We start from the raw sequence: 22,233 nt of genomic DNA, 5'->3' as shown, positions 1-22,233 counted from the left end.
TAATTGATTTAAAGGCCAAACCGACCAAATAATTCTTTTAAAAATAAAGTGAATCAATGTTAGGAGGCAAGAGAATGCTTATTAAATGCACACTATTATCATCATTGTTGTTCTGTTTAGTCATGATCTTCCATGCTGATGTAAAAGCCGAGCAAATTTCAAAGGAGGAGACAGCCAGGCTCCAATCATTCCTCAAAAAGAGATTGGGATCGCGTATGCCCTCGGATGCAACAATCGAAGTTAAAGGCTACGAAAACAGCCCTATTCAAGGATTTAATGAGGGAACTTTCTTAATAAATTCTTCGAGGGGCTCCGGAGATGTAAATTTCATTATCAGTAATGATGGTCGATACATTATTCTTGGAGAACCGACGAATACGAAAGACTTTGAGGAATCGCCAATTCAAGGACTCAAAAAAGGAAACGTACCATTGGGGACTCAAACGTTACCGTTACTGATTAGTAAGGATAGTAAATATATTATTCTCGGTGAAATAATCGACACTAGCGTAGATCCTCTAAAAGAAACGATGGGCAAGATTTCTCTAGAAAATGTTCCCGTAAAAGGCAAAGAGACGGCAAATATCACGATAGTTGAATATTCAGATTTTCAGTGCCCCTTCTGCAAACGCGGCAGCCAAATACTCCCTCAGATATTACAGGAGTATGATGGAAAAATTAAAATTATGTATAAACAACTTCCTCTTCCAATGCACAATTGGGCCAAGGATGCCGCAATCGCCTCTTTGTGCGCCCGCGAACAGGGGAATGACAAATTCTGGGAATTTCATGACCTATTGTTTGAAAACCAGGAAAACATAAAAGTCGAAAACTCGAAAGAAGAGTTCAAAGGATTTGCCAAGAAAATAGGGCTGAACGAAAATGATTTCAACAAATGCCTGGGCTCCCCAGATATCGCCAAACGGGTGCAGGCCGATATAGATGAAGCCCGCTCTATCGGAGTAAGCTCTACGCCTACGTTCGTAGTGAACGGTCTTATCGTACCTGGAGCCAATCCAGAAGGGCTAAAATCAGCAATCGAAACCAGCTTACCGGGTGATCTTTAACCAAAATTTTGTATAAAGAAAGGAGCCGGCTTTATTTGGTTACCGACAGCACTCCCTAACGGATTTTCGGATCAAGCTTGAAACTAAATGGGTATATCTGTGCTTAAAGATATATTATTTTTAGCTTTAGTTAATTATAACATTAGTACGACATTCTCAATAGATGAAGTGTCCTAAATGTGGCTTCAATAGCTTTGATTTTCTTGAAAAATGTAAGAAGTGCGGTAGCTCAACCGGTGTTAAACCGGAGTCCGATGCCTTATACAAATCGCATGAACTTTCGAAGAGATATGAAGAGGCTAAAACAAAAAGATCTACAGAGGATGAGCGCAAGAAAATAGAAGATGTTGTTGTTAAACAATCCGAAAAAGAGGAAACAACTGAAAATGTAGAGGAGGTTTTATCATTAGATTACAACGCTGATTCGTCGAATCATGTTTTAACACTTGAAACTAATCCTATTATAGAATACGAAACTGAAACACCAAAAACGGACAGAGTTAAATCAGATCTAGCAGGCTTTTCAACACGATCAATTTCCTTATTAATTGATTTGGTTATTATTTTTTCACTTACAGCCTTGGTTCTTTCAACAGGGATCTATATTGCCGCCAACGACTTAATATTTGACACTGACTATACATTGAACTTCATAGCCACTATTTTTTTCTTTCTTATTATAGTTTGTTCAAGTTATTTTGTCTTTCTCGAGGGCTATGGAGGAAAAACGATAGGAAAGATGATTATGGGTATTACGGTAATAGGAGACGATGGAGGTTCCATCGATATCATTAAAGCGTTCACGAGATGGGCTGTTTCTTTTTTTTCAGCATCCTTTTTCTTCATTGGATTCTTGTGGGCACTTTTTGATTCAAAGTCTCAAACATGGCATGATAAAATTGCAGGCACCCTTGTAGTAAAAGAAAAAACCTAAGATATGGAATTTCTCGATGAAATTAATGAAAAGATCACTGAACGATCAGCCGAAATACAGAGTTGGATAGAGCAGCACTCCAATAAAGTTATCGTACCTCTTTATACATCTGTTGATCTAAGAGTATCCAACTACAAAATCGCACCTGTTGACACAAATGTCTTTCCGGCTGGCTTTAATAATCTCTCCGAATACTGTAGAATACACACCGCCAATCTATTCAAACAGCACTTTTCCATTAAATATCCTAAGGTGAGGAAAATTCTCATCGTCCCGGAGCTCAACACTAGAAATCCATACTATTGGGAAAACATACATGTAATCCAATCAATGCTGGAAAATGTGGGGTTCAGTGTAAAGATTGGAATCGTAAGTGAAGAGTTTCATCTAGATCAAGCCGAGTTTAAAGCGATAAGCGGTAAGCATCTCACCGGGTATAAAGTCATAAGTGAAGGCCATAAGGCATTCATACCAAACTATGTTCCAGATCTAATCCTTATTAATAATGATTTCTCATCTAGGTGTCCAAAGACACTGAAGGACATATTGCAGCCTGTTGAGCCTCCGATAGAGATAGGTTGGCATACCAGAAAAAAGAACGTCCATTTCGAGTTTTATAATAAACTTGCATACGAACTGGCACAGATCCTGGGACTGGACCCTTGGGTATTCACGATTGAAACAGTTCTCCAAGAAGGAATAGACTTTGATGAACCACAAGACCGCGAACGGGTCGCAACAAAAGTAGATACAATGAAGAAAGAACTCACAGCTGAATACAGAAAGAGAAGAATTGATCAAGATCCGTTCTTTTTCGTAAAAAGCAATTCTGGAACCTACGGAATGGCGGTAATCAATGTTTCCAACGGAGATGGTCTGAGAAAACTAAACGCTGAAGGAAGGAAGAGAATGAAAGTTACAAAAGGAGGTAAGCCGGTAAGGGATGTGGTAATCCAGGAGGGAATTCCAACGTCTTTTGTAGTCGAATCAAAATTCGTCGGAGAGCCAGTGCTTTATCTTGTAGCCGCCAAAATGGCTGGAGCCTTCCTAAGACTGAATAAGACTAAAAATGAATTTGAGAATCTAAATACGAAAGGAATGGAGTTCAGAACCTTACCGTTGGTGAATAACGGTGAAAAAACTAAACAAGAATGCGAGTGCCTACTACCCCCGGTATATCAGGTAATAGGGAGTACTGCCAGCATAGCCGCAGGATATGAAATTGAGAGGATCATCAAAGAAGGGGGATGCGAGGAAGAGATCGCCTGACTTATTTCTCATTTGTCTATTCTTAATAGACTAGAGATAAGAGCCATTCCAAAAGCAATATTAAAATAATACCCCAGCATTCGTTAATCTATTGCAGATAACAAGGATCTCTGTTCTAATACAAATATTCTGAGTTTGTTTGTACTTGATGTCAAACTATTTTTAATTATGTCTGAGTCAGAGACCAAATGTTTTGCGTTCAAATACCCAATCGCTCAGCTATCATTTGGTTTGACAGCTACCAGTTTTCATGTTAGAAAATTACTCTTTTTGGATTCACTGCCCCGAGGTTATATTAATAGCAGATGAGCTTAGATGAAGCAGGTTCTTTTCCAGTAGAGAAATTCCTTCTCGCATTCGCAATAATTCTTGTCACTTCTAAGATTTTTGGAGAAATAGCAGAAAGAATCAAGCAACCCGCGGTACTAGGCGAGTTAATTGCCGGAATAGTCATTGGAGGGAGCGTCCTAGCACTTATTCCCTCAACACCTAGCGAGCCGGGATATATAACATTCCACCTTCTTGCAGAAGTTGGAGTTGCGATACTACTATTTGAAATTGGTCTTGAGACCGACCTCAATGATTTACTCAGATTAGGTATAACCTCAAGCCTCGTTGCAGTCGTGGGAGTTGTAGTCCCTTTTGTTCTTGGATTTATAAGTGTTCTTGCATTCGAAAAGGCTGGACTTCTTGGTGAGATCAATCCAATGTTTACTACGGTCATAGCGATAACCGCAGGAGCCACCCTTACAGCGACCAGCGTAGGAATTACCGCGAGGGTTCTATCCGATATAAATCGCTTACAGACTGAAGAGGCGCGTATAATACTGGGAGCCGCCGTCATCGATGATATTCTCGGCTTGATTATCCTAGGGATCGTAAGTGGACTCATTGAAACTACCAAAGAAGGTTTAGATACCGGGATATCTGTCAGTCAACTCCTTATTGCTACACTAAAATCATTTGGGTTTCTTTTCATCGCTATATTAATCGGCAATCTAGCCTCAGGTAAGCTATTTAATCTAATAGAAAAGATGCAGGTTCGTGGCGTACTCCTATTAAGTGCGCTTTCCTTCGCCTTTATATTTGCAGTCTTGGCAAGCCTGGTAGGACTTGCTCCTATCGTAGGCGCATTCGCAGCGGGATTGGTTCTTGCAAAAACAAACCAGTTCAAAACCATTGAAAATCGTCTGAAACCTGTTTCCGATGTATTCACTCCTATTTTCTTCATTATGGTTGGCGCGGCTGTAGATGTTCGCATTTTCAATCCATTTGTGAAAGCAAATCTACCGATTTTATTGATTGCGCTGGTACTATTCACAGTGGCAGTATTTGGGAAATTCGTAAGCGGTTGGGCCGTGTTCAAGAAAAGCATAAAAAAAAGTATAATAGGAATTGGCATGATTCCCAGGGGAGAGGTTGGGCTCATATTTGCTCAGATGGGTCTTGTATCCGGTGTTTTCGATACAAGGCTGTTTTCTGCGGTCACAGTCATGGTTATGCTTACAACTTTTATTGCTCCTCCATTACTTAAAATCGCATTCTCTGAGAAGGAAACACTATCTCAGAAAGCTAATCCAAATACTCTATGAGGGTTATAAATTGAAAAAGATTAATTTGATTATATTCCTAATTTCTATCCTATTCCTGATTAGTTACACAGATGCAATTGCAGCTGAGGATATACTGAAAATTGACAAAATCGTTATATTTCAAATAGTTATTTTTGTAGCAGCTATTTTCATTTTGAACTCTCTTCTATTTAAGCCACTTTTTCAGCTTGTCGATAAAAGAGAACAACTAACTACTGGGGCAATCAAAGAGGCAAACGAGTTGAGACAAAGAATCGACCAGATTATAGACGAATATAACGCTAAGCTAGATGAGGCAAGGTCACAAGCCTCGGAGGAAAGGAACAAAATCAGGAATGATGCCAATAAAGCAGCAGATGAAATTATAAAGAAGGCCAGGGATCAAGCTCAAACGCAGCTAAACCAAGCAAAGGATAAACTAGAATCGGAAAAGGTAGAGAAAGAAAGGAGTATTGAGCCCGAGATAAAATCCCTCGCTAGGAATGTGGCCTCGCGAATCCTCGAAAAGGAGCTATAAATTTTATGCCCATTGATTCACTTAATTTAATAATTACGGTTGCGACTGATGGAGGACACTTATTTAATTGGAGGGACGTGGCTTATCAAGCAGTCAACCTAACCATTTTACTTTTAGTCCTTGTTTATTACCTTAAACAACCCGTTAAGAATTTCCTGATTGAAAGAAGAGGCATCATAGGAAATGAAATCGACGATGCGCAAAAGGTGATTGCTGAGGCAAAAAAGGTTCATGCGGAATACGAAGAAAAATTAAAACATTTGGATGCCGAAATTAAATCATTAAAAGAATCGATTCAAGAACAAGGCGAAATTGAGAGGAAAGAAATATTAAAGCAGGCGGAGATAACATCTGAGAAGATCAGAGCAGAAGCCAGAGAGTCTATAGAGCTCGAATCTGCCAGAGCACGACGTGCAATCCAATCCGAAGCAATTACATTGGCCCTTGATATTGCCGAAGAATTGATAAAACAACACATAAGCTCTTCAGACAAGGATAAAATCATCGAAAATTTTGTAAAGAGGATGGACGAAGAAAGATGGCATCAGTCGCGACATTAAGGGATCTCGTCGAAGCATTGATTGACTCAGCAGGGGGAGAGAACAAGACCAAAAAGGTGACAAATGATATGGTATCGTTTTATAATGTAATAACTGCTGAAGAGACGCTAAAAAAGATCCTAGGAAGTTCTGCTTATGAGACTTCGGAAAGAATTGCAATCATAAACGATCTCGGCGAAAAGGCCGGATTCGACAAACTCATCACGAATTTTATAAGTTTAGCTATCGAGTTAGGTAAATTCAAATCACTCTTGAAATCAAAACAGTCAATCGTAGGCAGACTCAGGAAGGCCTCCGGGACAAGCCGAGCTGAAATAACATTCGGGGAAAATCCATCAGAATCAGATTTAAAAAAAATCATAGAAGGTTTGGAGAAGCTAACCGGCAATGTGGTCGAAATAGAGGTCAAAATCGATCCCAGTATACTAGGTGGAATTATTGTAAAGGTTGAAGATAGGGTGTTTGATGGTAGCATTAAGACCCAACTAGAGAGAATACGAGAAGTCCTAACATTACCTTAAGGATCTTTAATATTGAAGGAGCAAGAGAGATGGAAGGATTAAGGATAGAAGATATTGGAGAGATATTAAGAAACAGGTTGAAGGGGTATGAGAAAAGAATAGAAACCGCGGAAGTAGGAACTATAATCTCCGTAGGTGATGGTATAGCCCGAGCCTACGGGCTTGATCAAGCCATGGCCGGAGAACTGGTGGAATTTCAAAGCGGGATGATGGGTCTCGTTTTAAACCTCGAAGAAGACAATGTCGGTATAGCTATTTTTGGAGCGGATACCGAAGTTAGGGAAGGCCAAATTGTAAGGCGTACCGGGAGGGTAGCCGATGTTCCCGTAGGGGAAGATATGAAGGGTAGAGTAGTAAGTGCCCTCGGACATCCGATAGATGGAAAGGGAGAAATCAAATCAGAGCAGAATAGACAGGTAGAGTTAAAAGCCCCGGGCGTCGTCTATCGACAGTCTGTCCGCGAGCCATTGCAAACGGGTCTCAAAGCGATTGATTCAATGATCCCTATAGGTAGAGGCCAGAGGGAATTAATACTTGGAGACCGACAAACCGGGAAAACAGCCATTGCTGTAGATACCATAATTAACCAAAAGGACGAGGATGTTTATTGCATTTACGTCGCGATTGGACAAAAACAGTCAACCGTTGCCCAGGTTGTGGATAAATTAAAAGAGTACGGCGCTATGGAGTATACAACCGTAGTTGCGGCCACAGCAAGCGATCCAGCACCATTTCAGTTCATCGCGCCGTATACAGGCTGCGCCCTTGGAGAGCACTTCCGCGACAATGGAAAGCATGCGCTGGTAATTTACGACGATCTGACCAAACATGCATGGGCTTACCGCCAGCTCTCGCTTCTTCTTAGACGACCACCTGGTCGAGAGGCTTACCCGGGTGACGTTTTTTATCTTCATTCAAGGCTACTGGAACGAGCCGCAAAAATGAGAGATGAAAACGGAGGCGGTTCTCTCACCGCGCTTCCAGTGATCGAGACACAGGCGGGAGATGTTTCTGCCTACATTCCAACAAATGTAATATCGATTACCGACGGACAGATTTACCTTGAGAGTGATCTATTCTATTCAGGTGTTCGACCGGCTATCAACGTCGGACTCTCTGTCTCGCGTGTAGGGGGTTCAGCTCAAATTCGTGCAATGAAACGAGTTGCTGGAACCCTAAGATTAGAGCTCGCCCAGTATAGGGAGGTGGAAGCATTCTCTCAGTTTGCATCCGATCTTGACAAAATTACACAGGCTCAACTTGCACGGGGCAGCAGGCTTGTAGAGGCTTTAAAGCAAGGTCAGTATGAACCTTTACCAGTTGAAAAGCAGATACTTATTATTTATGCCGTAACTAACGGTTTTGTTGACGACTACCCCGTCGAAAAGGTTAAGGATTATGAAAAGGAGCTGTACGTATTCATGGAAACAAAATACAAGAACATCCTAGAAGCGATAAAGAAAACGAAGGAAATTAACGATGATCTCGCAGATAAGGCTAGAAAGGCACTACAGGAATTAAGAAGCCAACTGGGAGAATTTAAGTAATGTCTTGGGAGGATTCTATTCTTTCTAGAGAAGAAATAAATTTCAATGCCTAGTTTAAAACAGATTAGAACAAAAATTAGTAGCGTAAAAGGAACACGAAGGATAATGAGTGCAATGAAGCTTATATCCGCCGTCAAGCTACAGAGGGCACAGAATCTACTACTCTCGTATCGTCCATACTCAGAGGCTTTCCAAGAAATTGCGATGAGTCTAGCTAGTAGAGCCGAACCTGACTCCCATCCATTATTGCGAAGGCCAGAAGGACGAAAAAAACTTCACCTTGTATTCATGACATCAGACAGGGGTCTTTGTGGAAGTTTTAACAGCAATTTAATCAGAAAACTCGACACCTATTTGGTAACAGACACAAAAGGTTACGATCGGGTGACCTTAAGTTTTCTTGGCAGGAGGGGTAGAGATCATTTTGCAAAGAGTGGATACGCTGTTATAAAGAGCTATATAGGAATTGGCGAGAAGAATTTTCTCTCAATTTCGAAAGAAATTTCTACTGTTTTGACCAAAGAGTTTATTAGGGGAGAAAGCGATGAGGTTATACTCGTATTTAACTACTTTAGGTCGGCCATTTCACAAGTCATCACCTTCAATAAACTCTTGCCCATCGTACCTGAAAAAATAGATTCAGATTCAGTGCCCATAGATTATTTATACGAACCAAAGAAAAAGGAAGTCCTAGATTATTTCCTCCCCAGGTACCTCGAGGTTAGTGTGGAAAGAGCTATGTATGAATCGATCACAAGTGAGCATGCCGCTCGAATGACAGCCATGGAAAACGCAACAAGGAATGCAGATGAAGTCGTGAGAAAGCTTACTCTTTTATTTAATAAAACCAGACAAGCTCAAATTACAAAAGAGCTTATGGATATCGTAAACGGTACCGAAGCATTAAGTAAAGGAGGGTCAGAATAGAATGGAATCAAGTGGGAATAATTTTGGAAAGGTCGTTCAAATCATGGGACCCGTCGTTGATGTTGAGTTTAAGGACGGGGAATTACCTCCAATCTACACTGCGATAAAACTCACAAACCCGCTACTGAATGACATGAAGTGGAATTTAGTTCTTGAGGTTGCTCAACAGCTTGGGGGAAAGCGAGTACGATGCATAGCGATGGATTCCACTGAAGGTATCAAAAGAGGTGAAGATGCACTAAATACAGGTCAAGACATTACAATCCCGGTGGGTAAAGAAGCGCTAGGAAGACTCATGAACGTTATCGGTGAGCCAATAGACGAGGCCGGCCCCATTGAAACAAGTGAGCGCTGGCCAATCCATCGACCTGCACCAGAGTTTGTCGAGCAAAGTACAAAACTCGACCTGTTTGAGACCGGAATCAAGGTAATCGACCTGCTAGCACCATTCCTCAAGGGGGGTAAGATTGGACTATTTGGTGGTGCTGGTGTCGGCAAGACAGTTCTGTTGATGGAATTGATTCACAATGTTGGAAAAGAATATGGAGGTGTCTCTGTCTTCGGAGGAGTCGGCGAAAGAACCCGTGAGGGAAACGATCTATGGGTAGAGATGAAGGAGTCTGGAGTAATTGCAAACACAGGTATGGTCTTCGGACAGATGAATGAACCCCCCGGAGCGAGAGCAAGGGTAGGGCTGACAGCTCTCACCCTGGCCGAATATTTCAGAGACGAGCTGGGACAGGATGTGCTTCTATTTATCGACAATATATTCAGATTTACACAGGCAGGTTCAGAGGTTTCGGCACTGCTCGGGAGAATTCCATCGGCTGTCGGGTACCAACCGACGTTGGCAACCGACCTCGGAGAGCTTCAAGAGAGAATTACATCAACGATAAAGGGCTCTATAACGTCGGTTCAGGCAATTTACGTACCTGCCGACGACCTCACTGACCCAGCCCCTGCAACTACATTCGCTCACCTCGACGGCACCATTGTACTTTCTCGTCAACTCGCAGAGCTTGGAATCTACCCCGCTGTGGATCCGCTAGATTCAACGTCACGAATACTTGATCCTCGGGTCGTCGGTCAGGAACATTACAACGTAGCCCGACAGGTACAGGAAGTATTACAGCGATACAAACAACTGCAGGAGATAATAGCGATTCTCGGTATGGATGAACTTTCCGAAGATGATAAACTAATAGTTGCACGAGCGAGAAAAATTCAGAGATTGCTCTCTCAGCCGTTCAATGTAGCTGAGCAATTCACCGGTACCCCTGGTAAGTACGTGCCAATAAATGAGACTATACAAGCATTCAAAGAAGTTATTTATGGAAATATGGATGAAGTACCCGAGCAGGCGTTCTATATGGTGGGCAATCTAGAAGAGGTAAAAGGAAAGGCCAAGGAGCTGTTTTCAAGATAATTCAAAGGTTATGATTCCCAAGCACAGTCACTCGGAAACCCAGATTCTAAAGAAATATTTATACCCGATTGATGAATTCGGTAATGGCAGGTCATTAATTCCACATGTCTATATTTACTAACTGGCTGAGTCTAAAGGGGGATGTTTAAATTGGCAGACACACTAAATCTCAAGGTGATCACCCCTTCAAAGCTGGTAATAGATGAAGAAGTGGATGAGGTTGTTGCCCCTGGTGATTTAGGGGAGTTCGGAGTACTCCCAGGACACGTTCCTTTTATAACCACGCTGATGCCAGGTGAACTTACCTACAAAATTAATGGAGTGGGAAAATCTATGATCATTGACGGTGGAATAGCAGAGGTAGCAGACGATAGGGTCAATGTGTTAACAGATAGTGTCTTAAAATCCGAAGAGATCGATTCTGAGGCGGCTAGAAGAGAAGCCGAATCCATTTTAGAGGAACTCAAAGACTTTGGTGGTAGCAATAAGGAATTTAAGGAGATAGAAAGAAGGCTAAAGTTAGCAGAGGTAAAGGCAAACATCAATAGACCTTAAAAATCATCCTCGTAGCACCCGCGGATACCACTTTATCAAAATATGCGAGTTTTGAAACCTTCGCCTATCTATTATAGAAGAGGCTCGTGACAGCTTAGAATAAGACGTGTCTCTCTAATCTATGGATAGCCCTTGACTTTTTACATAACAGCGAAGTCGAAGGGTTGCCGGTGGGATTGAAAAACGGTGTTGCGAGGAAGCCTGTCCCGAGCTTAGGTCTAGGGAAGCATGACCTAACCAGATTATCCATTTAGGAGTTACTGATTGAAATTATTGAACAAATTAAAAATCACATAAGGTTATAATAATCGAGCCCAAGGTGAGTAATTAACTCCTCACCTTTGAGATAACGGAGGGTATTCTTCAACTTCATGACTTGTATAAACAGGTCATGCTCGGGATAGAGATTTTCTCCGACCATCGGACTCTTGAAATAAAAAGAAAGCCATTCCTGAATGCCATATAAATTTGCTCTTTGAGCAAGATCCATAAAGAGCACTAAATCAAGGACTATAGGGGCAGCGAGAATACTGTCACGACAAAGAAAATTGACTTTAATCTGCATTGGATACCCGAGCCACCCAAATATGTCGATATTATCCCAAGCCTCTTTCTCATCGCCCCTGGGTGGATAGTAATTGATTCTTACCTTATGGTAGTAGTCTGAATATAGATCAGGGTATAATTCCGGTTGAAAAATGTACTCTAATACACCCAGTTTGCTAACCTCCTTAGTCTTAAATGAGTAGGGATCATCCAGAACCTCACCGTCTCTATTTCCGAGTATATTGGTTGAAAACCAACCCCTAACACCTATCATTCTATTCTTGAGCCCTGGTGCCAAAATCGTCTTCATTAGAGTTTGCCCTGTCTTGAAGTCCTTGCCGGCTATAGGAACCTTCTTTACTTTTGCAAGCTCTATCAGCGCCGGTATGTCTACCGAAAGATTTGGCGCCCCATTTGCATATGGCACGCCACTTTTTATTGCCGCATATGCGTAAATCATACTCGGTGCTATATCCGGATTATTATCCTTTAACCCCATTTCAAAACTCCGGATGGATTGATGAACCTCAGAAGCCTCAATATATGTTTCGGTACTACCACACCATACCATCACCATACGATCGAGCTTATTGCCCTTCCTGAAATTTGATATATCTTCTATAAGTTGCTCGGCAAGATCCATCTTGGTCTTCCCCTTCTTTAAGTTCTTGCCGTTGAGTCTTTTAACAAACTTCTTATCAAACACTGCCGGCATAGGGTCTATATCTTCGAGAACAGCCCGTAAGTCATCAAGAAGCTCGGCCCTCAAGACGCCCGCTTTAATTGCTGCTTCGTATATGTTATCGTTGAATATATCCCATCCACCAAATGCTATATTAGATAAATCTGCCAATGGGATAAAATCTTTGATGCGTGGAACGTTCCTTTCAGTCCTCTTACCAAGTCTTATGGTTCCTAATTGAGTGAGTGAACCTATTGGTTTTCCAATTCCCCTTTTTATTGCTTCAATACCCGCAATAAAGGTAGTACTTACAGCACCACCCATCCCGGGAAGTAAAACTCCGAGCTTCCCATCGGGAGAGCCAATGACCTTTTTCTTTTTAAGTCCAGTATTCTTGGTCTTGGTTGGCAATGCAGGAACTACCTTTTGGAGAACTGCTGTCCTCTCCGTGCCTTTCGCTTACCATATTTTTTTCTTTCGACCATTCTCGGGTCCCTTCGGAGAAAACCCGCAGACTTCAGTGGCTTTTTGAAAGAATCACCGAGCTGGAGTAGAGCTCTGGCAATACCGTGTCTCACAGCACCGGCCTGACCAGTGAGTCCGCCCCCTTTCACGTCCACCGAAACATCATATTTGTCAAGTGTTTGCGTTAATTGCAAGGGTTCCAAAACGTTACTTCTCCAAGCATCTCTTGGAAAGTATTCATCAAATGGCGTGTTGTTAACCAAAATTTTTCCATCACCGGCACGTAGCCATACCCTGGCTACCGATGTTTTCCTTCTCCCAGTTCCATGATAGTTAATTTCAGCCATCTATTCTACTCATACCTCCAACAATTCAGGCTCCTGAGCCTTATGTGGGTGATCATTTCCCGTATAAATTTTCAACCTCTTTATTAACCTGTCCTGCCACTTATTCTTAGGAAGCATACCCCATACAGCCTTTCTTATTATTTCCTCAGGCTTCACTTTCAGTAAATTTTCTGCTGTGATTGATTTAAGACCACCTGGATAACCGGTGTGCCTGTAATATGTTTTTTGATTCCATTTTTTTCCTGTGAAATTGACCTTTTCAGCATTTACCACAATTACGAAATCTCCACTATCCGCATGGGGAGTAAACTGAGGCTTATCCTTTCCCATTAAGGTCATAGCCACCTTTGTTGCGAGCCTGCCGACAGTCTTTCCCTCAGCATCGACAATATGCCATTTCTTTTTAATATCCACGTCTCTTGCCATATATGTCTTCATTCGTAACAATCCCAGGAAAAAATGCAAAGGTGAAAGTCTACCAAAGACCCCCTGATTGTCAAGACAAAAATTCACATGGCTAACTTGAAAACTTAGCCATAATAGACCTGTACGTTTCAACGCTCTGGACGCCATGAACCCGAAAGTCATTGAAGACTACTGTGGGTACACCCAGCACGTCCATCTTCCGAGCATCTCTTCTATAAGACCCAAGGATTTCTGCCATTTCTCCATTTTTCAGATTAATCTCCAATTCATCCGTGTCAATTCCAACCTTATTGCCTATTTCGAGGACGGTATCTTTGTCTCCTATATTTTTTCTTTCCAGGAAATAAGACTCATAACATCGGTTGTGAAACTCGATAAACTTACCCTTAGTCTTTGAAAACTCTGCTGCCTCAAGACAAAGCCTGGAGTTAGTTATAAACCCTGGAAGTTTAAATTTTATCTCTTCCTCCTCCATCACGCTCTGTAAGGATTCTGCCGTTCGTATAGCTCTAAAAGTCCTTTTTCGTTTTTTCCCCTGAGGAGGATACTCCGGATGGATTTCAAAACCTTTCCATTCTACCTCTATGCCGTATTCCGCTCCAATTTGTTGAATCCGCTTGGAACCAATAAATGAGAAGGGACAGACATAATCGTAGAAAACCGTAATCTTCATTGATTTATCCCATAATAAATGTCTTTTAAACTGAGAATATAAAAAGTAAACCTGATAAAATCAACAATAGAAACATTAATGTAGACTTCATCTTCTTTCTATTTAATTGGTTTAGATATGCGGTCAGTTAATATAATATTAGGAAGATCAAAAAGGATAAGATTCAATGATAGATATAATTCCTACCAATACAGATAATGTCATCGGTTGTAAGATAGATGGCAAGATAAACGCTGAAGATATAGAAAGGATTGCAAACTATATCGAAGATAAGTTTGTAAAAAATAAAAAACTGAGAATCTATGTCGAAGTCATAAAGCTAGAAGGAATTTCTCTAGAAGCCATATTTAAAGACCTTAAATTGGGAATCAAACACTTCAACGATTTTGATAAGAAGGCGGTTGTTACAGAAAAGGAATGGATGAAAAAGGTTGCCGTTATTACGGATAAGATATTTCCGAATATTGAGGTAAGGTGCTTTTCCTTTGAAGATAAGGAAAAAGCCCTGGAGTGGGCGAAGACTTAAGTTTATTCATCTACCCCATTAATTGTCTATGCCTATTATTACATAAAAGAATTCGATGCTAACGAACAGGATCCTGAATGGAAGAAGGATCTCTTACTTGAGCTTCTCTTCTATCTCTTTCTTAATTACGTTCCTCTCTTCTTTTAAATCAATTTCTGTAAATTCTCTATTTGCTCTGGAATACCAATATCTCGAATTTGATACATCCCCCTCTTCCCTGTGAAGATTTGCATGTATCCAGTATGCATAGATATTTTCGATCGACTGAACCGTCTTGTGAGCTTCATCCCAATTCCCCTGGTTTGCATACTTAATAGCCAGTAATAATTTTTCTTTCATAATGTATAGTTTATTTCAGCATCATGCTATAAATCAATATTGTAGATCTGCGGGTTTCGAAGCTGAACACCATAATCAAGTTGTCGATAATGATCTTCTTAGCCCTAAAGATACATTTCTTTCTTCTACCAAATACATAATTCCTCAAGGACTAATTTAATACGAATTTGACTTTAATATCCACATTTCAAGCAACTTAGTCTCTAAGTGCATAATCGTCTTGAGCAATTCACTATAACAATTGGAATAGTTTGACAACATCAAAATCTTATCAAATAATTTGTGTCAACGTTTCAAATATCATTTCACTAGTTCGTATAGTTTATTTTTGTGCCATTATCGTGTGAGAAATTATGTTCCCTAGCAGTGTAATTTATGATAAATAAAATTGCTTTCCTCAGTTGTCTACTGTTGATTCATGCGCTCTTTTCGCCGGCTGCGCGAAGCCAGGAGAATGAAATAGGTGACTTTCCACCCTTCATCCCGAACGATTTGAGGACAACCCCTTTCGGTCCTGCATTTGCTGACATCGTCCTGGTTCCATCGAATTTCCTTCCATGTAAAGGGGGCACCTTTGCGTTATGTTATTACTCAGGTCCAGAACCGGAAAACTGCGTGATTACGGAAGACGGGAAATTTGCCAAGTGCAAATGTTTCGAGTTCTCCTATGGGAACTACTTTGTCGATATAAACGCTATTTTGGATAAGGAAATCTATCTCGAAACTGTAGCCAAATGTGGTGTAGAAGGAAGCATGTGTCAAGAAACCAATCAGGCACCCGTGTGCGACTTTATAAACCGTGGAGAGTTTATTCCAGGCGCTGACAGCATTTCCGCCTTCAGCTTTGAGTGTATTCCTGAACAGGGTATCGGTCAGACAAGTTGCCCTCAGGCTCTTTATGCAGGCTGTATGACGGCACCTTGCATCAAGACAGATGAAGAGGGAATAGTCGAGTGCCTTTGCCCAACCTTTGACGGACCATATCAGGTGGGGCTAAATAATCAAACCTGCGATATAGGACCTGATTTGGTCTGGTCTGCCGCTTTCAATCCCAATCGGGGCGGCATGACATTCCCCACACCACCCGGCTGCATCCCGGATGCTTCCGTTGACGCCGGAGGCTGTCCCCTCTTGACAGAGAATATTCCTCCCCCACCGCCCGACGTGGACTGTGAAGAGGTCTGCCAGGAATACCAAAACTGTCAAAACGGAGGAGATATCGAATTAGGATTCACGTGCGATGCCACCCTTTGTACCTCCACATGCGAAGATAGGGGGTTAGTGGCGGAGGCGTGCTCAGGACTCGAGAACTGTGATGTATCTGAAATCATAGAGTTGGAGGGCGAAGTAGGGTGCAGCTGTTGCGCGAGTCAGATATGCGGTTGTACAGCAAATGTCAAGACAGACAATGAAGTATTCAAATTAAACGAAAAACAACGTGAGAAAGGAATTATTCCACAGTGCGATATAAATGGCACGCTCTGCGGAGAGAAATCATCAAGCAGTGGAGGGTGTTCGCTTGCTCCTTCGGGTGCTCCCTTATCAGTCCCTCTATATTTACTACTACCTTTATTCATCTTGATGAGAATGGTTAAGAATATCAAAGAGCGCTAATAGGATCTACCTCAGGATCAGAAAAAAGGATCTGAGACCTTTTGTCCCTCTAAATTGACCTGGAGAAGCCTGGTTCCGCGAATTATACTAATGCCGGTCATGCTTTGTATGTCTGAGAAAAATTCTTTTCTTCACACCCAAAAGCAGGCTATGGCACTATAAATTAACATATTAGAATATAATGAATACAAGCCTGACTCGAGGAAGCAGATGAATAAAAAGAAAGGAAAAAGACAGAAGTCTTACCAGATATGTTTTATTGTATAGCTAATTCATCTCAACCCCTGACATTTGAAATTCTTTCCAAAGCAAGCATTAGTGCCTGTGTCCCCTTTCTTCCGTGTCCTTGTGCTTCAGCAGCAATATAAAGCTGATGAACCAGAGATAAACCTGGAAGACTCAGATTCATTCGCTCGGCCTCCTTAAGAGCAATTCCCATGTCCTTTATAAAATGCTCTACGAAAAATCCAGGCCTAAAGTCACGCTTAAGAATTCTTGGGGCAAGATTATCCAGCATCCAGCAAGCAGCCGCGCCCCTGCTCACAGACTCAAGCATTGTTTCAAGATCGAGCCCGGCTTTATAACCGTAAAGCAGCGTCTCACACATACCAATCATTAATCCCGAAACCATTACCTGATTACACATCTTTGCATGCTGTCCTGACCCGGCAGCACCTTGATAGACAATATTTCTGCCCATAAGTCTAAAAAGAGGCATAATTGCCTCAACAGCATCCTTGTCTCCGCCAACCATAATCGAGAGTTTCCCTTCCATTGCCCCTACATCACCACCAGAAACAGGAGCATCGATAGAAGTTCCTTTCATCAGTTTAGCCTCCTTGTAAATCTCTTTTGAAAGCGAGGGTTCGGTCGTCGTCATATCAACCAGGATGCTTCCGGGTTTTACACCCTTAATCACTCCGGTATTTCCGAAATAGACTTCGCTAACATCTTGAGGAAATCCTACCATCGTAAAAACAACATCGGAGTTTTGGGCCACGGCTCCCGGTGAATTCACCCAGGTTGCGCCTGATTCAATCAATTTTTTTGCCTTTTTTTTAGAGCGATTGTAAACAAACGTCTCATAACCTTTATCGATCAGATGCTGGCACATCGAACTCCCCATCACGCCTGTCCCTATCCAGCCAAGCTTCGTTTTAGACGGTAGAACTCTCATTATGCTCACGTAATTCACCTCCTTGAATTCAGAATTAGTATTATATAACTGTTCTTAGATCAACTAAAGATAATATCTGGGGCCGGTGAAGGAGATGTAACCCTTTTTTAAGGTGAGATTTTGAAACAAAGCCTTACACCATCCGTAAATGTTATTTCCTCCACCCAAAGGTAGGTTATGTCTCTGGAATTTAAAAAAAGTGTACTAAAGGAAAACGAACAGAAGAAGCCTGGCCTGTCAGTTTTTTTTTAATTCAAACACTTATTAGAATCTCTTTTCGTCATTCTAAATCCTGAAATGAATTCAGGACATGCCTGTTTCAGAACCTAATCGAACCTTGCTTTCCCTTGTGCTTATTCGATTTTTCATAGAATATTCTAAATTAGTAATATCATCAAATATGATATATGTCGTTTAACTTAATTAATGATGAGAATGAAATATCACAATGAAAATCCAAATTGATTCGCATGCTCTACAACGAGCTGAGGAACGAGGAACGAATAAAGAGGAAATTAAAGATGTAATCAGAACAGGATTTGCCATTCCCGCAAAGTATGGTCGCATTGGAAAAGCCAAAATTTATGATTTTAAGAAGAAACGTTTCGATAAATACTATAATAAAAAAAGGGTGGAGGTATTTTACACCATAGAAAGCGATGTTATCATAACTGTAACGGTCTATGTCTTCTACGGAGACTGGGAGTTAAACAATGCAAATACTTTACGATGAAAAAAAAGACTTACTTTACTTTCGTCTCGATGACCGCAAGCAGGATTTAATCAATCAGCGAGTTGCTGATAACATCGTTGTGGACATTGGGAAAAATAATAGAATTGTAGGCATTGAAATTCTTGATGCATCAAAGCATCTTAATCTAAAAACTTTATTACCTGTGAAATATAAAATTTCCTCAAAAGCTTAATAACATCAATTCATATTACTCTATTGCTTAAGTCCAAGCTGCCTTCGCATAAGTTCGCAAAGACTATCTTTTATTTCAGCATGACGAGGTATTGGCGCCTTCTTGCCGCTTTTGGGGTTAATATAAATATCATGCCTAGCACCACGACGCTTTAGATAACAACCCTCTTTAAGCAATTCCCTTATGAGGTCACGGCGTTTCAAACGTCCATGTCCAGTTCTTTTGTTTGGATATCAGATCGTAGTAATTGTTCTTCTTCGGCCATAATCATATGGTATGCATCTCTAATATTTTCTTCTAGCTCTTCGATCGTTTCTCCCTGACTAAACACACCAGGAACTTCCCTGAGTTTGCCTACATACCAACCATCGTCAACCCAATATTCAAGTGTAAAATGTCTAATCATAAACCTTTGCCTATTAATCAATTGAAACTTAATAATAGAATTTGTCTGTTATTATAAATGTTTCAACGATTAATATAAATATAAAGCCTTAAAAAGAGTTGAGTTCGTATTTATTATAAAAATCCATCTGTAGAAGTTCTTTTCTTGGACCTAGAAGAAGGTTATGGCTCTCTAATTTAACACACGAGACTTCAACGAAAACAAAAGTATAAAAGCTTGATGCGAACTTTCGCTAAATCCACGGTATGGTTGGGCTTTATTTTATCTTACGGCTAATTTTTATGCTGTCGTCAAAGTTCATTCGATCTACTGTTTTCCAAAGCTCAGCAATTTCGGCTTTGTCCAATCTTGAGATATCAAATTGATATGACCTCATGGTAGACACGAATGTTAACTCATTACCGATACAGGTTATCTCCTTAATAATCTCTATAGTGTCAGTCTCTGCATACCAATTAATAGAGGCACCTCTTTCATGTGGAAAAAGAAGAAACTCGTATTTTTGAGTTCTAACTATTATGAATCCTTCAATTCCGAATTCGGTATCTTCGTCAAATGAGAGAGAGAGAATAATATCAGTCCCGACTTCAGTGTATATAAAATTGACCTTGTCCATATTTTTTTGCTCGGTGAATATGCCTAACTTTCACGATAACAGGCTGTTTTTGAGCGCTAAGCCAAGCGCTGCCCCGAAAAACCAGTCCTCGTTTAATCTCTGGTTAGAGGTGATAATCTTTTATTTATACACTTTAACGTTTGATATTGTTTTTAGCTATATCCCAAATGCGTCTACCTGGTTCTTTACACTCCTTGGGAGATAAAGACAAATTGAAAGCTTGGTTTAGTACTTCTCTAACGATATTTCAAACATTGGTCTGACTTGTGCTCAATTCGATTTCGCAGAGAATGTCTATTGCTTCTGTCCTGTACCCATCAAGGTCTGGCACATTAACCGCACCTTCACCAAGTGGATTCCATTCTGAAAGTATTTTCATCACTTCCTTGATTGTTTTTTCTTCCATCTCTAATCGCGCAATATATCTAAAACCTTAACTATCCATTATACGCAATTCTTTCTACCTAATCACTCTAAATGAGTGACGACCGAGGCCGGCTTTCGCAATAAACGGACGAACAAATGTCTGCAAGTTTTTATAATATCACAATGTTTTTCTGTGGTACAATAGAATCTGGAGGATAAAATTATGATTAAGAATATCGAAGCTTTATGGATTGCCGTTAAGGTAGAATGAGGATTCCCGGCAATGGTTAAATGCTTTGGAACTGAAAAATCGGCCTTGGCACAGGAAGTAATGTGGCGTAAAGATATCAACATGGACTATGATGAAACAGGAGTCTTTGAGGGCTCTCTTAAGGACATCAATTAACACATTAACAAATCTGAAACATCTGAAAAAGTATATCCACCCCTTTATTAATGACACTAAGCTGAAATCCATCCGAAAAGTTATTTTCTTGGGCTTAAAAGTAGGTTATGTCTCTCCCACTATATATAAAAAGTTAAGGAATACAAAAAGACAAAAGCCTGCCCCTTTCCCACTACACGAACTGTAGGAGAACAAAAAAGAATTGCTAAAAAAGTTGACCAGTTAATGAAATTATGCGATGAGCTGGGATCAAAAATTTCAAAATCAAAAGAAGAAAGTGAAAGATTGATAGGTGCAATATTGCAAGAGGTTTTTAAACAATAACTCTCTGTAGATGTTATGTTTCGTCAAGCTCAAGCTTGAGGATTACTGCTACAGTCCCATAATCTTCTGTTTTATCTATATTTAGAACGTATTCTCTCAAGCAATTCAATTCATGTTCAACGTCAATATAATTTCCCAGTTTAGTTGTCCATTTGCCATTTCTTAATTGCTTCGCGGCATGTTTAGGTTTTCCTGATTTATCCACGTAGATGGCAACTTTTTCAAATCCATGTTCAACATTATCATTATCACAGGCAACATAGCCTAAAGTTTCAAAAGCTTTAACAAACGCTTCTAAAGTCTCTTCTCTTGGTGTATTTTCAGGCCAATAATATAATTTCTCTGGAATTGGCCACCACCATCTGAAATCTTCATTAGCAGCCCAAGCAATACAATTGTATTCGGATGTTGCAGGGCTTATAACAACTACTTCAGACATCGATATCGTATAAATATCCTTTTTCTTTTCCCCATTTCAACCATGCTTTAGACATTTCAGTAAGTCTTCCCCTATCTTGAGGACGTACGGGGTTCTCACCAGAGATGGATTGTAGAGCCCAAAACCAGTGATCAGGCTCCCTTTTAAGCTCCCTCAATATCATTGGTAATGCTACGGGCCCCATACCAATTATTCGCTGATAAAAAGAGTTTAATATTATTTCAGTCGCTGAAGATTTTAGTTTAACATCGTTTTTCCAATTGATTGCCAATCTATAAAATAACTCTTCAATACTTTGCCTTGATTCTGGGAAGTAATAATGCTCTTCCCAGTCGAGCATTGCTTCAATAGCACTTTGTGCTTCCGTACTCACCCCATAGGAAAATGTTTCAGCTTTTTCAAATATCTCAATTTCTTGTGCGATATTCATTTAAAGAGCTCCTTTGCTTTGTCTGTCAAACTTTTAAAAAAAATATCATTTTTAAAATTTCTTAAGGTACCCATTATGTTCCAAATTTCTTCAGAATTGGGATCTAAAGATATTAGTCTAAACACATCAATGTCAAATATCAAAGGTAGAACCTTTTGGCCATTTCTTATTTCTACGTTCTTCATCGTTTCAAGTATGATAGCTTTAGATTTTATCTCATCATTAGGTATCACTAATTTCATTAAAAACTCTGACAATGCGCTTGGTAATCCGGGAGCTATTTCAGGAATAGTGAGAATATATTCATCAAAGTCATTGAAGGGAAGTGGTATGTCGATTTGATTTATATAACGCAGGGCCAATCTAGTTGTATTTTTAGGTCTTGCAATTTTAAGAAATTTAATCCAAAGCTCTCTCGCTTCATCACAAAAAGTTTCCCAGTCTTCGTATGGTTTTAATTTATTAAATGTAAAACCGTCTAATCTTGATTGTACAACTTTTGTTTTATCAGAGGAACGAAATAGGTATCCACCTACTCCAGCAACATGCTCAGAAATTTGCGGCACATCACCGGCTGCGACTTTAAATCCTGTCCTCCAATGTACTTTTT

General features: G+C 40.4%; 28 protein-coding genes. 15 read left to right on the top strand and 13 right to left on the bottom strand.

All coding sequences use genetic code 11. From position 1 onward, the window contains the following. Positions 1-74 precede the first annotated feature (74 nt). The 11 genes from VGA95_14265 to atpC all read left to right on the top strand — a co-directional run bounded on the left by VGA95_14265 (position 75) and on the right by atpC (position 10,915). Entirely contained in the window at positions 75-1,067 is a 993-nt protein-coding gene (locus VGA95_14265) for a DsbA family protein (protein ID HEX9667707.1), read from the top strand. 163 nt (positions 1,068-1,230) lie between these two features. After that, positions 1,231-2,001: an RDD family protein gene (locus tag VGA95_14260; GenBank protein HEX9667706.1), complete on the top strand. Its 771-nt coding sequence runs from the start codon at positions 1,231-1,233 to the stop codon at positions 1,999-2,001. Between the two features lie 3 nt (positions 2,002-2,004). After that, positions 2,005-3,270 carry a glutamate--cysteine ligase gene (gene gshA / locus VGA95_14255; protein ID HEX9667705.1) on the top strand — a complete coding sequence of 422 codons (1,266 nt, stop codon included), beginning with the start codon at positions 2,005-2,007 and terminating at the stop codon, positions 3,268-3,270. Positions 3,271-3,575: 305 nt separating this feature from the next. After that, the gene (locus VGA95_14250) at positions 3,576-4,862 is read left to right on the top strand and encodes a cation:proton antiporter (protein HEX9667704.1); all 1,287 of its coding nucleotides are present in this window, start codon (positions 3,576-3,578) and stop codon (positions 4,860-4,862) included. 10 nt (positions 4,863-4,872) lie between these two features. Continuing rightward, positions 4,873-5,379, top strand: coding sequence for an ATP synthase F0 subunit B (locus tag VGA95_14245; protein HEX9667703.1), 507 nt, complete (start codon positions 4,873-4,875; stop codon positions 5,377-5,379). Positions 5,380-5,384: 5 nt separating this feature from the next. Beyond that, entirely contained in the window at positions 5,385-5,939 is a 555-nt protein-coding gene (locus VGA95_14240; GenBank protein HEX9667702.1) for an ATP synthase F0 subunit B, read from the top strand. Continuing rightward, on the top strand, positions 5,918-6,460 hold the full coding sequence (gene atpH, locus VGA95_14235) for an ATP synthase F1 subunit delta (GenBank protein HEX9667701.1): 543 nt from the start codon (positions 5,918-5,920) through the stop codon (positions 6,458-6,460). The genes VGA95_14240 and atpH overlap by 22 nt, the downstream gene beginning before the upstream one ends. 29 nt (positions 6,461-6,489) lie before the next feature. Then, positions 6,490-8,007, top strand: coding sequence for a F0F1 ATP synthase subunit alpha (gene atpA / locus VGA95_14230; GenBank protein ID HEX9667700.1), 1,518 nt, complete (start codon positions 6,490-6,492; stop codon positions 8,005-8,007). 45 nt (positions 8,008-8,052) lie between these two features. Beyond that, a complete protein-coding gene (atpG, locus tag VGA95_14225; GenBank protein ID HEX9667699.1) occupies positions 8,053-8,934 on the top strand; it encodes an ATP synthase F1 subunit gamma in 882 nt (293 codons plus the stop codon). 1 nt (position 8,935) lies between these two features. Then, entirely contained in the window at positions 8,936-10,360 is a 1,425-nt protein-coding gene (gene atpD, locus VGA95_14220; protein HEX9667698.1) for a F0F1 ATP synthase subunit beta, read from the top strand. A 150-nt stretch (positions 10,361-10,510) separates the two neighbouring features. Next, positions 10,511-10,915 (top strand): ATP synthase F1 subunit epsilon, encoded by a 405-nt coding sequence (atpC, locus tag VGA95_14215; protein ID HEX9667697.1) that lies wholly within the window; start codon positions 10,511-10,513, stop codon positions 10,913-10,915. Between the two features lie 289 nt (positions 10,916-11,204). Here atpC and VGA95_14210 read toward each other — a convergent pair whose 3' ends face one another. The 4 genes from VGA95_14210 to VGA95_14195 all read right to left on the bottom strand — a co-directional run bounded on the left by VGA95_14210 (position 11,205) and on the right by VGA95_14195 (position 14,054). After that, positions 11,205-12,509 carry an inositol-3-phosphate synthase gene (locus tag VGA95_14210; protein ID HEX9667696.1) on the bottom strand — a complete coding sequence of 435 codons (1,305 nt, stop codon included), beginning with the start codon at positions 12,507-12,509 and terminating at the stop codon, positions 11,205-11,207. A 53-nt stretch (positions 12,510-12,562) separates the two neighbouring features. Continuing rightward, positions 12,563-12,955 (bottom strand): 30S ribosomal protein S9, encoded by a 393-nt coding sequence (gene rpsI / locus VGA95_14205; protein ID HEX9667695.1) that lies wholly within the window; start codon positions 12,953-12,955, stop codon positions 12,563-12,565. Between the two features lie 9 nt (positions 12,956-12,964). Continuing rightward, positions 12,965-13,393 carry a 50S ribosomal protein L13 gene (gene rplM, locus VGA95_14200; protein ID HEX9667694.1) on the bottom strand — a complete coding sequence of 143 codons (429 nt, stop codon included), beginning with the start codon at positions 13,391-13,393 and terminating at the stop codon, positions 12,965-12,967. 79 nt (positions 13,394-13,472) lie between these two features. Beyond that, entirely contained in the window at positions 13,473-14,054 is a 582-nt protein-coding gene (locus VGA95_14195) for a DsbA family protein (protein HEX9667693.1), read from the bottom strand. Positions 14,055-14,220: 166 nt separating this feature from the next. Here VGA95_14195 and VGA95_14190 point away from each other — a divergent pair, with 166 nt between their 5' ends. Then, on the top strand, positions 14,221-14,580 hold the full coding sequence (locus VGA95_14190; GenBank protein HEX9667692.1) for an STAS/SEC14 domain-containing protein: 360 nt from the start codon (positions 14,221-14,223) through the stop codon (positions 14,578-14,580). A gap of 93 nt (positions 14,581-14,673) precedes the next feature. Here VGA95_14190 and VGA95_14185 read toward each other — a convergent pair whose 3' ends face one another. Next, positions 14,674-14,919, bottom strand: coding sequence for a hypothetical protein (locus VGA95_14185; protein HEX9667691.1), 246 nt, complete (start codon positions 14,917-14,919; stop codon positions 14,674-14,676). Between the two features lie 375 nt (positions 14,920-15,294). Here VGA95_14185 and VGA95_14180 point away from each other — a divergent pair, with 375 nt between their 5' ends. Then, positions 15,295-16,533, top strand: coding sequence for a hypothetical protein (locus VGA95_14180; protein HEX9667690.1), 1,239 nt, complete (start codon positions 15,295-15,297; stop codon positions 16,531-16,533). A 277-nt stretch (positions 16,534-16,810) separates the two neighbouring features. Here the strand turns inward: VGA95_14180 and VGA95_14175 are convergent, their stop codons facing one another. Further along, entirely contained in the window at positions 16,811-17,710 is a 900-nt protein-coding gene (locus VGA95_14175; GenBank protein HEX9667689.1) for an NAD(P)-dependent oxidoreductase, read from the bottom strand. Positions 17,711-18,158: 448 nt separating this feature from the next. Here VGA95_14175 and VGA95_14170 point away from each other — a divergent pair, with 448 nt between their 5' ends. Both VGA95_14170 and VGA95_14165 read left to right on the top strand, forming a co-directional pair. Beyond that, positions 18,159-18,443 (top strand): DUF4258 domain-containing protein, encoded by a 285-nt coding sequence (locus VGA95_14170; GenBank protein ID HEX9667688.1) that lies wholly within the window; start codon positions 18,159-18,161, stop codon positions 18,441-18,443. After that, entirely contained in the window at positions 18,424-18,636 is a 213-nt protein-coding gene (locus VGA95_14165) for a DUF2283 domain-containing protein (GenBank protein ID HEX9667687.1), read from the top strand. Before VGA95_14170 ends, VGA95_14165 begins: the two co-directional genes overlap by 20 nt. Positions 18,637-18,656: 20 nt before the next feature. Here the strand turns inward: VGA95_14165 and VGA95_14160 are convergent, their stop codons facing one another. From VGA95_14160 to VGA95_14130, 7 genes are all read right to left on the bottom strand, one after another. Then, positions 18,657-18,839: a type II toxin-antitoxin system HicA family toxin gene (locus tag VGA95_14160; protein ID HEX9667686.1), complete on the bottom strand. Its 183-nt coding sequence runs from the start codon at positions 18,837-18,839 to the stop codon at positions 18,657-18,659. Further along, positions 18,836-19,042: a type II toxin-antitoxin system HicB family antitoxin gene (locus VGA95_14155; protein ID HEX9667685.1), complete on the bottom strand. Its 207-nt coding sequence runs from the start codon at positions 19,040-19,042 to the stop codon at positions 18,836-18,838. Before VGA95_14155 ends, VGA95_14160 begins: the two co-directional genes overlap by 4 nt. 256 nt (positions 19,043-19,298) lie before the next feature. Then, a complete protein-coding gene (locus VGA95_14150) occupies positions 19,299-19,658 on the bottom strand; it encodes a hypothetical protein (protein HEX9667684.1) in 360 nt (119 codons plus the stop codon). Positions 19,659-19,905: 247 nt separating this feature from the next. Next, positions 19,906-20,064 (bottom strand): hypothetical protein, encoded by a 159-nt coding sequence (locus VGA95_14145; GenBank protein HEX9667683.1) that lies wholly within the window; start codon positions 20,062-20,064, stop codon positions 19,906-19,908. A 703-nt stretch (positions 20,065-20,767) separates the two neighbouring features. Next, positions 20,768-21,193, bottom strand: a complete 426-nt coding sequence (locus tag VGA95_14140; protein HEX9667682.1) for a hypothetical protein — start codon at positions 21,191-21,193, stop codon at positions 20,768-20,770. After that, positions 21,186-21,623 (bottom strand): hypothetical protein, encoded by a 438-nt coding sequence (locus tag VGA95_14135; GenBank protein ID HEX9667681.1) that lies wholly within the window; start codon positions 21,621-21,623, stop codon positions 21,186-21,188. Before VGA95_14135 ends, VGA95_14140 begins: the two co-directional genes overlap by 8 nt. Then, positions 21,620-22,233, bottom strand: a 614-nt coding sequence (locus tag VGA95_14130) for a TIGR04255 family protein (protein ID HEX9667680.1), incomplete at its 5' end; no start/stop codon positions are given. The genes VGA95_14135 and VGA95_14130, both read right to left, overlap by 4 nt.

This window comes from Thermodesulfobacteriota bacterium (genome assembly GCA_036397855.1).
Classification (GTDB): Bacteria; Desulfobacterota_D; UBA1144; order Nemesobacterales; family CSP1-2; genus DASWID01.
Note: the sequence above shows the minus strand (reverse complement) of the source record. Positions and strands in the feature narration are given on the sequence as shown.

What these genes read in the sequence shown, in the direction of transcription:
- atpH (HEX9667701.1), top strand. Translation starts at nt 5,918, where the DNA reads ATGGCATCAGTCGCGACATTAAGGGATCTCGTCGAAGCATTGATTGAC.
- VGA95_14195 (HEX9667693.1), bottom strand. Translation starts at nt 14,054, where the DNA reads ATGAAGATTACGGTTTTCTACGATTATGTCTGTCCCTTCTCATTTATT.
- VGA95_14140 (HEX9667682.1), bottom strand. Translation starts at nt 21,193, where the DNA reads ATGTCTGAAGTAGTTGTTATAAGCCCTGCAACATCCGAATACAATTGT.
- gshA (HEX9667705.1), top strand. Translation starts at nt 2,005, where the DNA reads ATGGAATTTCTCGATGAAATTAATGAAAAGATCACTGAACGATCAGCC.
- rplM (HEX9667694.1), bottom strand. Translation starts at nt 13,393, where the DNA reads ATGAAGACATATATGGCAAGAGACGTGGATATTAAAAAGAAATGGCAT.
- VGA95_14265 (HEX9667707.1), top strand. Translation starts at nt 75, where the DNA reads ATGCTTATTAAATGCACACTATTATCATCATTGTTGTTCTGTTTAGTC.
- VGA95_14135 (HEX9667681.1), bottom strand. Translation starts at nt 21,623, where the DNA reads ATGAATATCGCACAAGAAATTGAGATATTTGAAAAAGCTGAAACATTT.
- VGA95_14185 (HEX9667691.1), bottom strand. Translation starts at nt 14,919, where the DNA reads ATGAAAGAAAAATTATTACTGGCTATTAAGTATGCAAACCAGGGGAAT.
- VGA95_14165 (HEX9667687.1), top strand. Translation starts at nt 18,424, where the DNA reads ATGCAAATACTTTACGATGAAAAAAAAGACTTACTTTACTTTCGTCTC.
- VGA95_14155 (HEX9667685.1), bottom strand. Translation starts at nt 19,042, where the DNA reads ATGATTAGACATTTTACACTTGAATATTGGGTTGACGATGGTTGGTAT.
- VGA95_14145 (HEX9667683.1), bottom strand. Translation starts at nt 20,064, where the DNA reads ATGGAAGAAAAAACAATCAAGGAAGTGATGAAAATACTTTCAGAATGG.
- VGA95_14260 (HEX9667706.1), top strand. Translation starts at nt 1,231, where the DNA reads ATGAAGTGTCCTAAATGTGGCTTCAATAGCTTTGATTTTCTTGAAAAA.
- VGA95_14180 (HEX9667690.1), top strand. Translation starts at nt 15,295, where the DNA reads ATGATAAATAAAATTGCTTTCCTCAGTTGTCTACTGTTGATTCATGCG.
- rpsI (HEX9667695.1), bottom strand. Translation starts at nt 12,955, where the DNA reads ATGGCTGAAATTAACTATCATGGAACTGGGAGAAGGAAAACATCGGTA.
- VGA95_14175 (HEX9667689.1), bottom strand. Translation starts at nt 17,710, where the DNA reads ATGAGAGTTCTACCGTCTAAAACGAAGCTTGGCTGGATAGGGACAGGC.
- VGA95_14250 (HEX9667704.1), top strand. Translation starts at nt 3,576, where the DNA reads ATGAGCTTAGATGAAGCAGGTTCTTTTCCAGTAGAGAAATTCCTTCTC.
- VGA95_14240 (HEX9667702.1), top strand. Translation starts at nt 5,385, where the DNA reads ATGCCCATTGATTCACTTAATTTAATAATTACGGTTGCGACTGATGGA.
- VGA95_14170 (HEX9667688.1), top strand. Translation starts at nt 18,159, where the DNA reads ATGAAAATCCAAATTGATTCGCATGCTCTACAACGAGCTGAGGAACGA.
- VGA95_14190 (HEX9667692.1), top strand. Translation starts at nt 14,221, where the DNA reads ATGATAGATATAATTCCTACCAATACAGATAATGTCATCGGTTGTAAG.
- VGA95_14150 (HEX9667684.1), bottom strand. Translation starts at nt 19,658, where the DNA reads ATGGACAAGGTCAATTTTATATACACTGAAGTCGGGACTGATATTATT.
- atpG (HEX9667699.1), top strand. Translation starts at nt 8,053, where the DNA reads ATGCCTAGTTTAAAACAGATTAGAACAAAAATTAGTAGCGTAAAAGGA.
- atpD (HEX9667698.1), top strand. Translation starts at nt 8,936, where the DNA reads ATGGAATCAAGTGGGAATAATTTTGGAAAGGTCGTTCAAATCATGGGA.
- atpA (HEX9667700.1), top strand. Translation starts at nt 6,490, where the DNA reads ATGGAAGGATTAAGGATAGAAGATATTGGAGAGATATTAAGAAACAGG.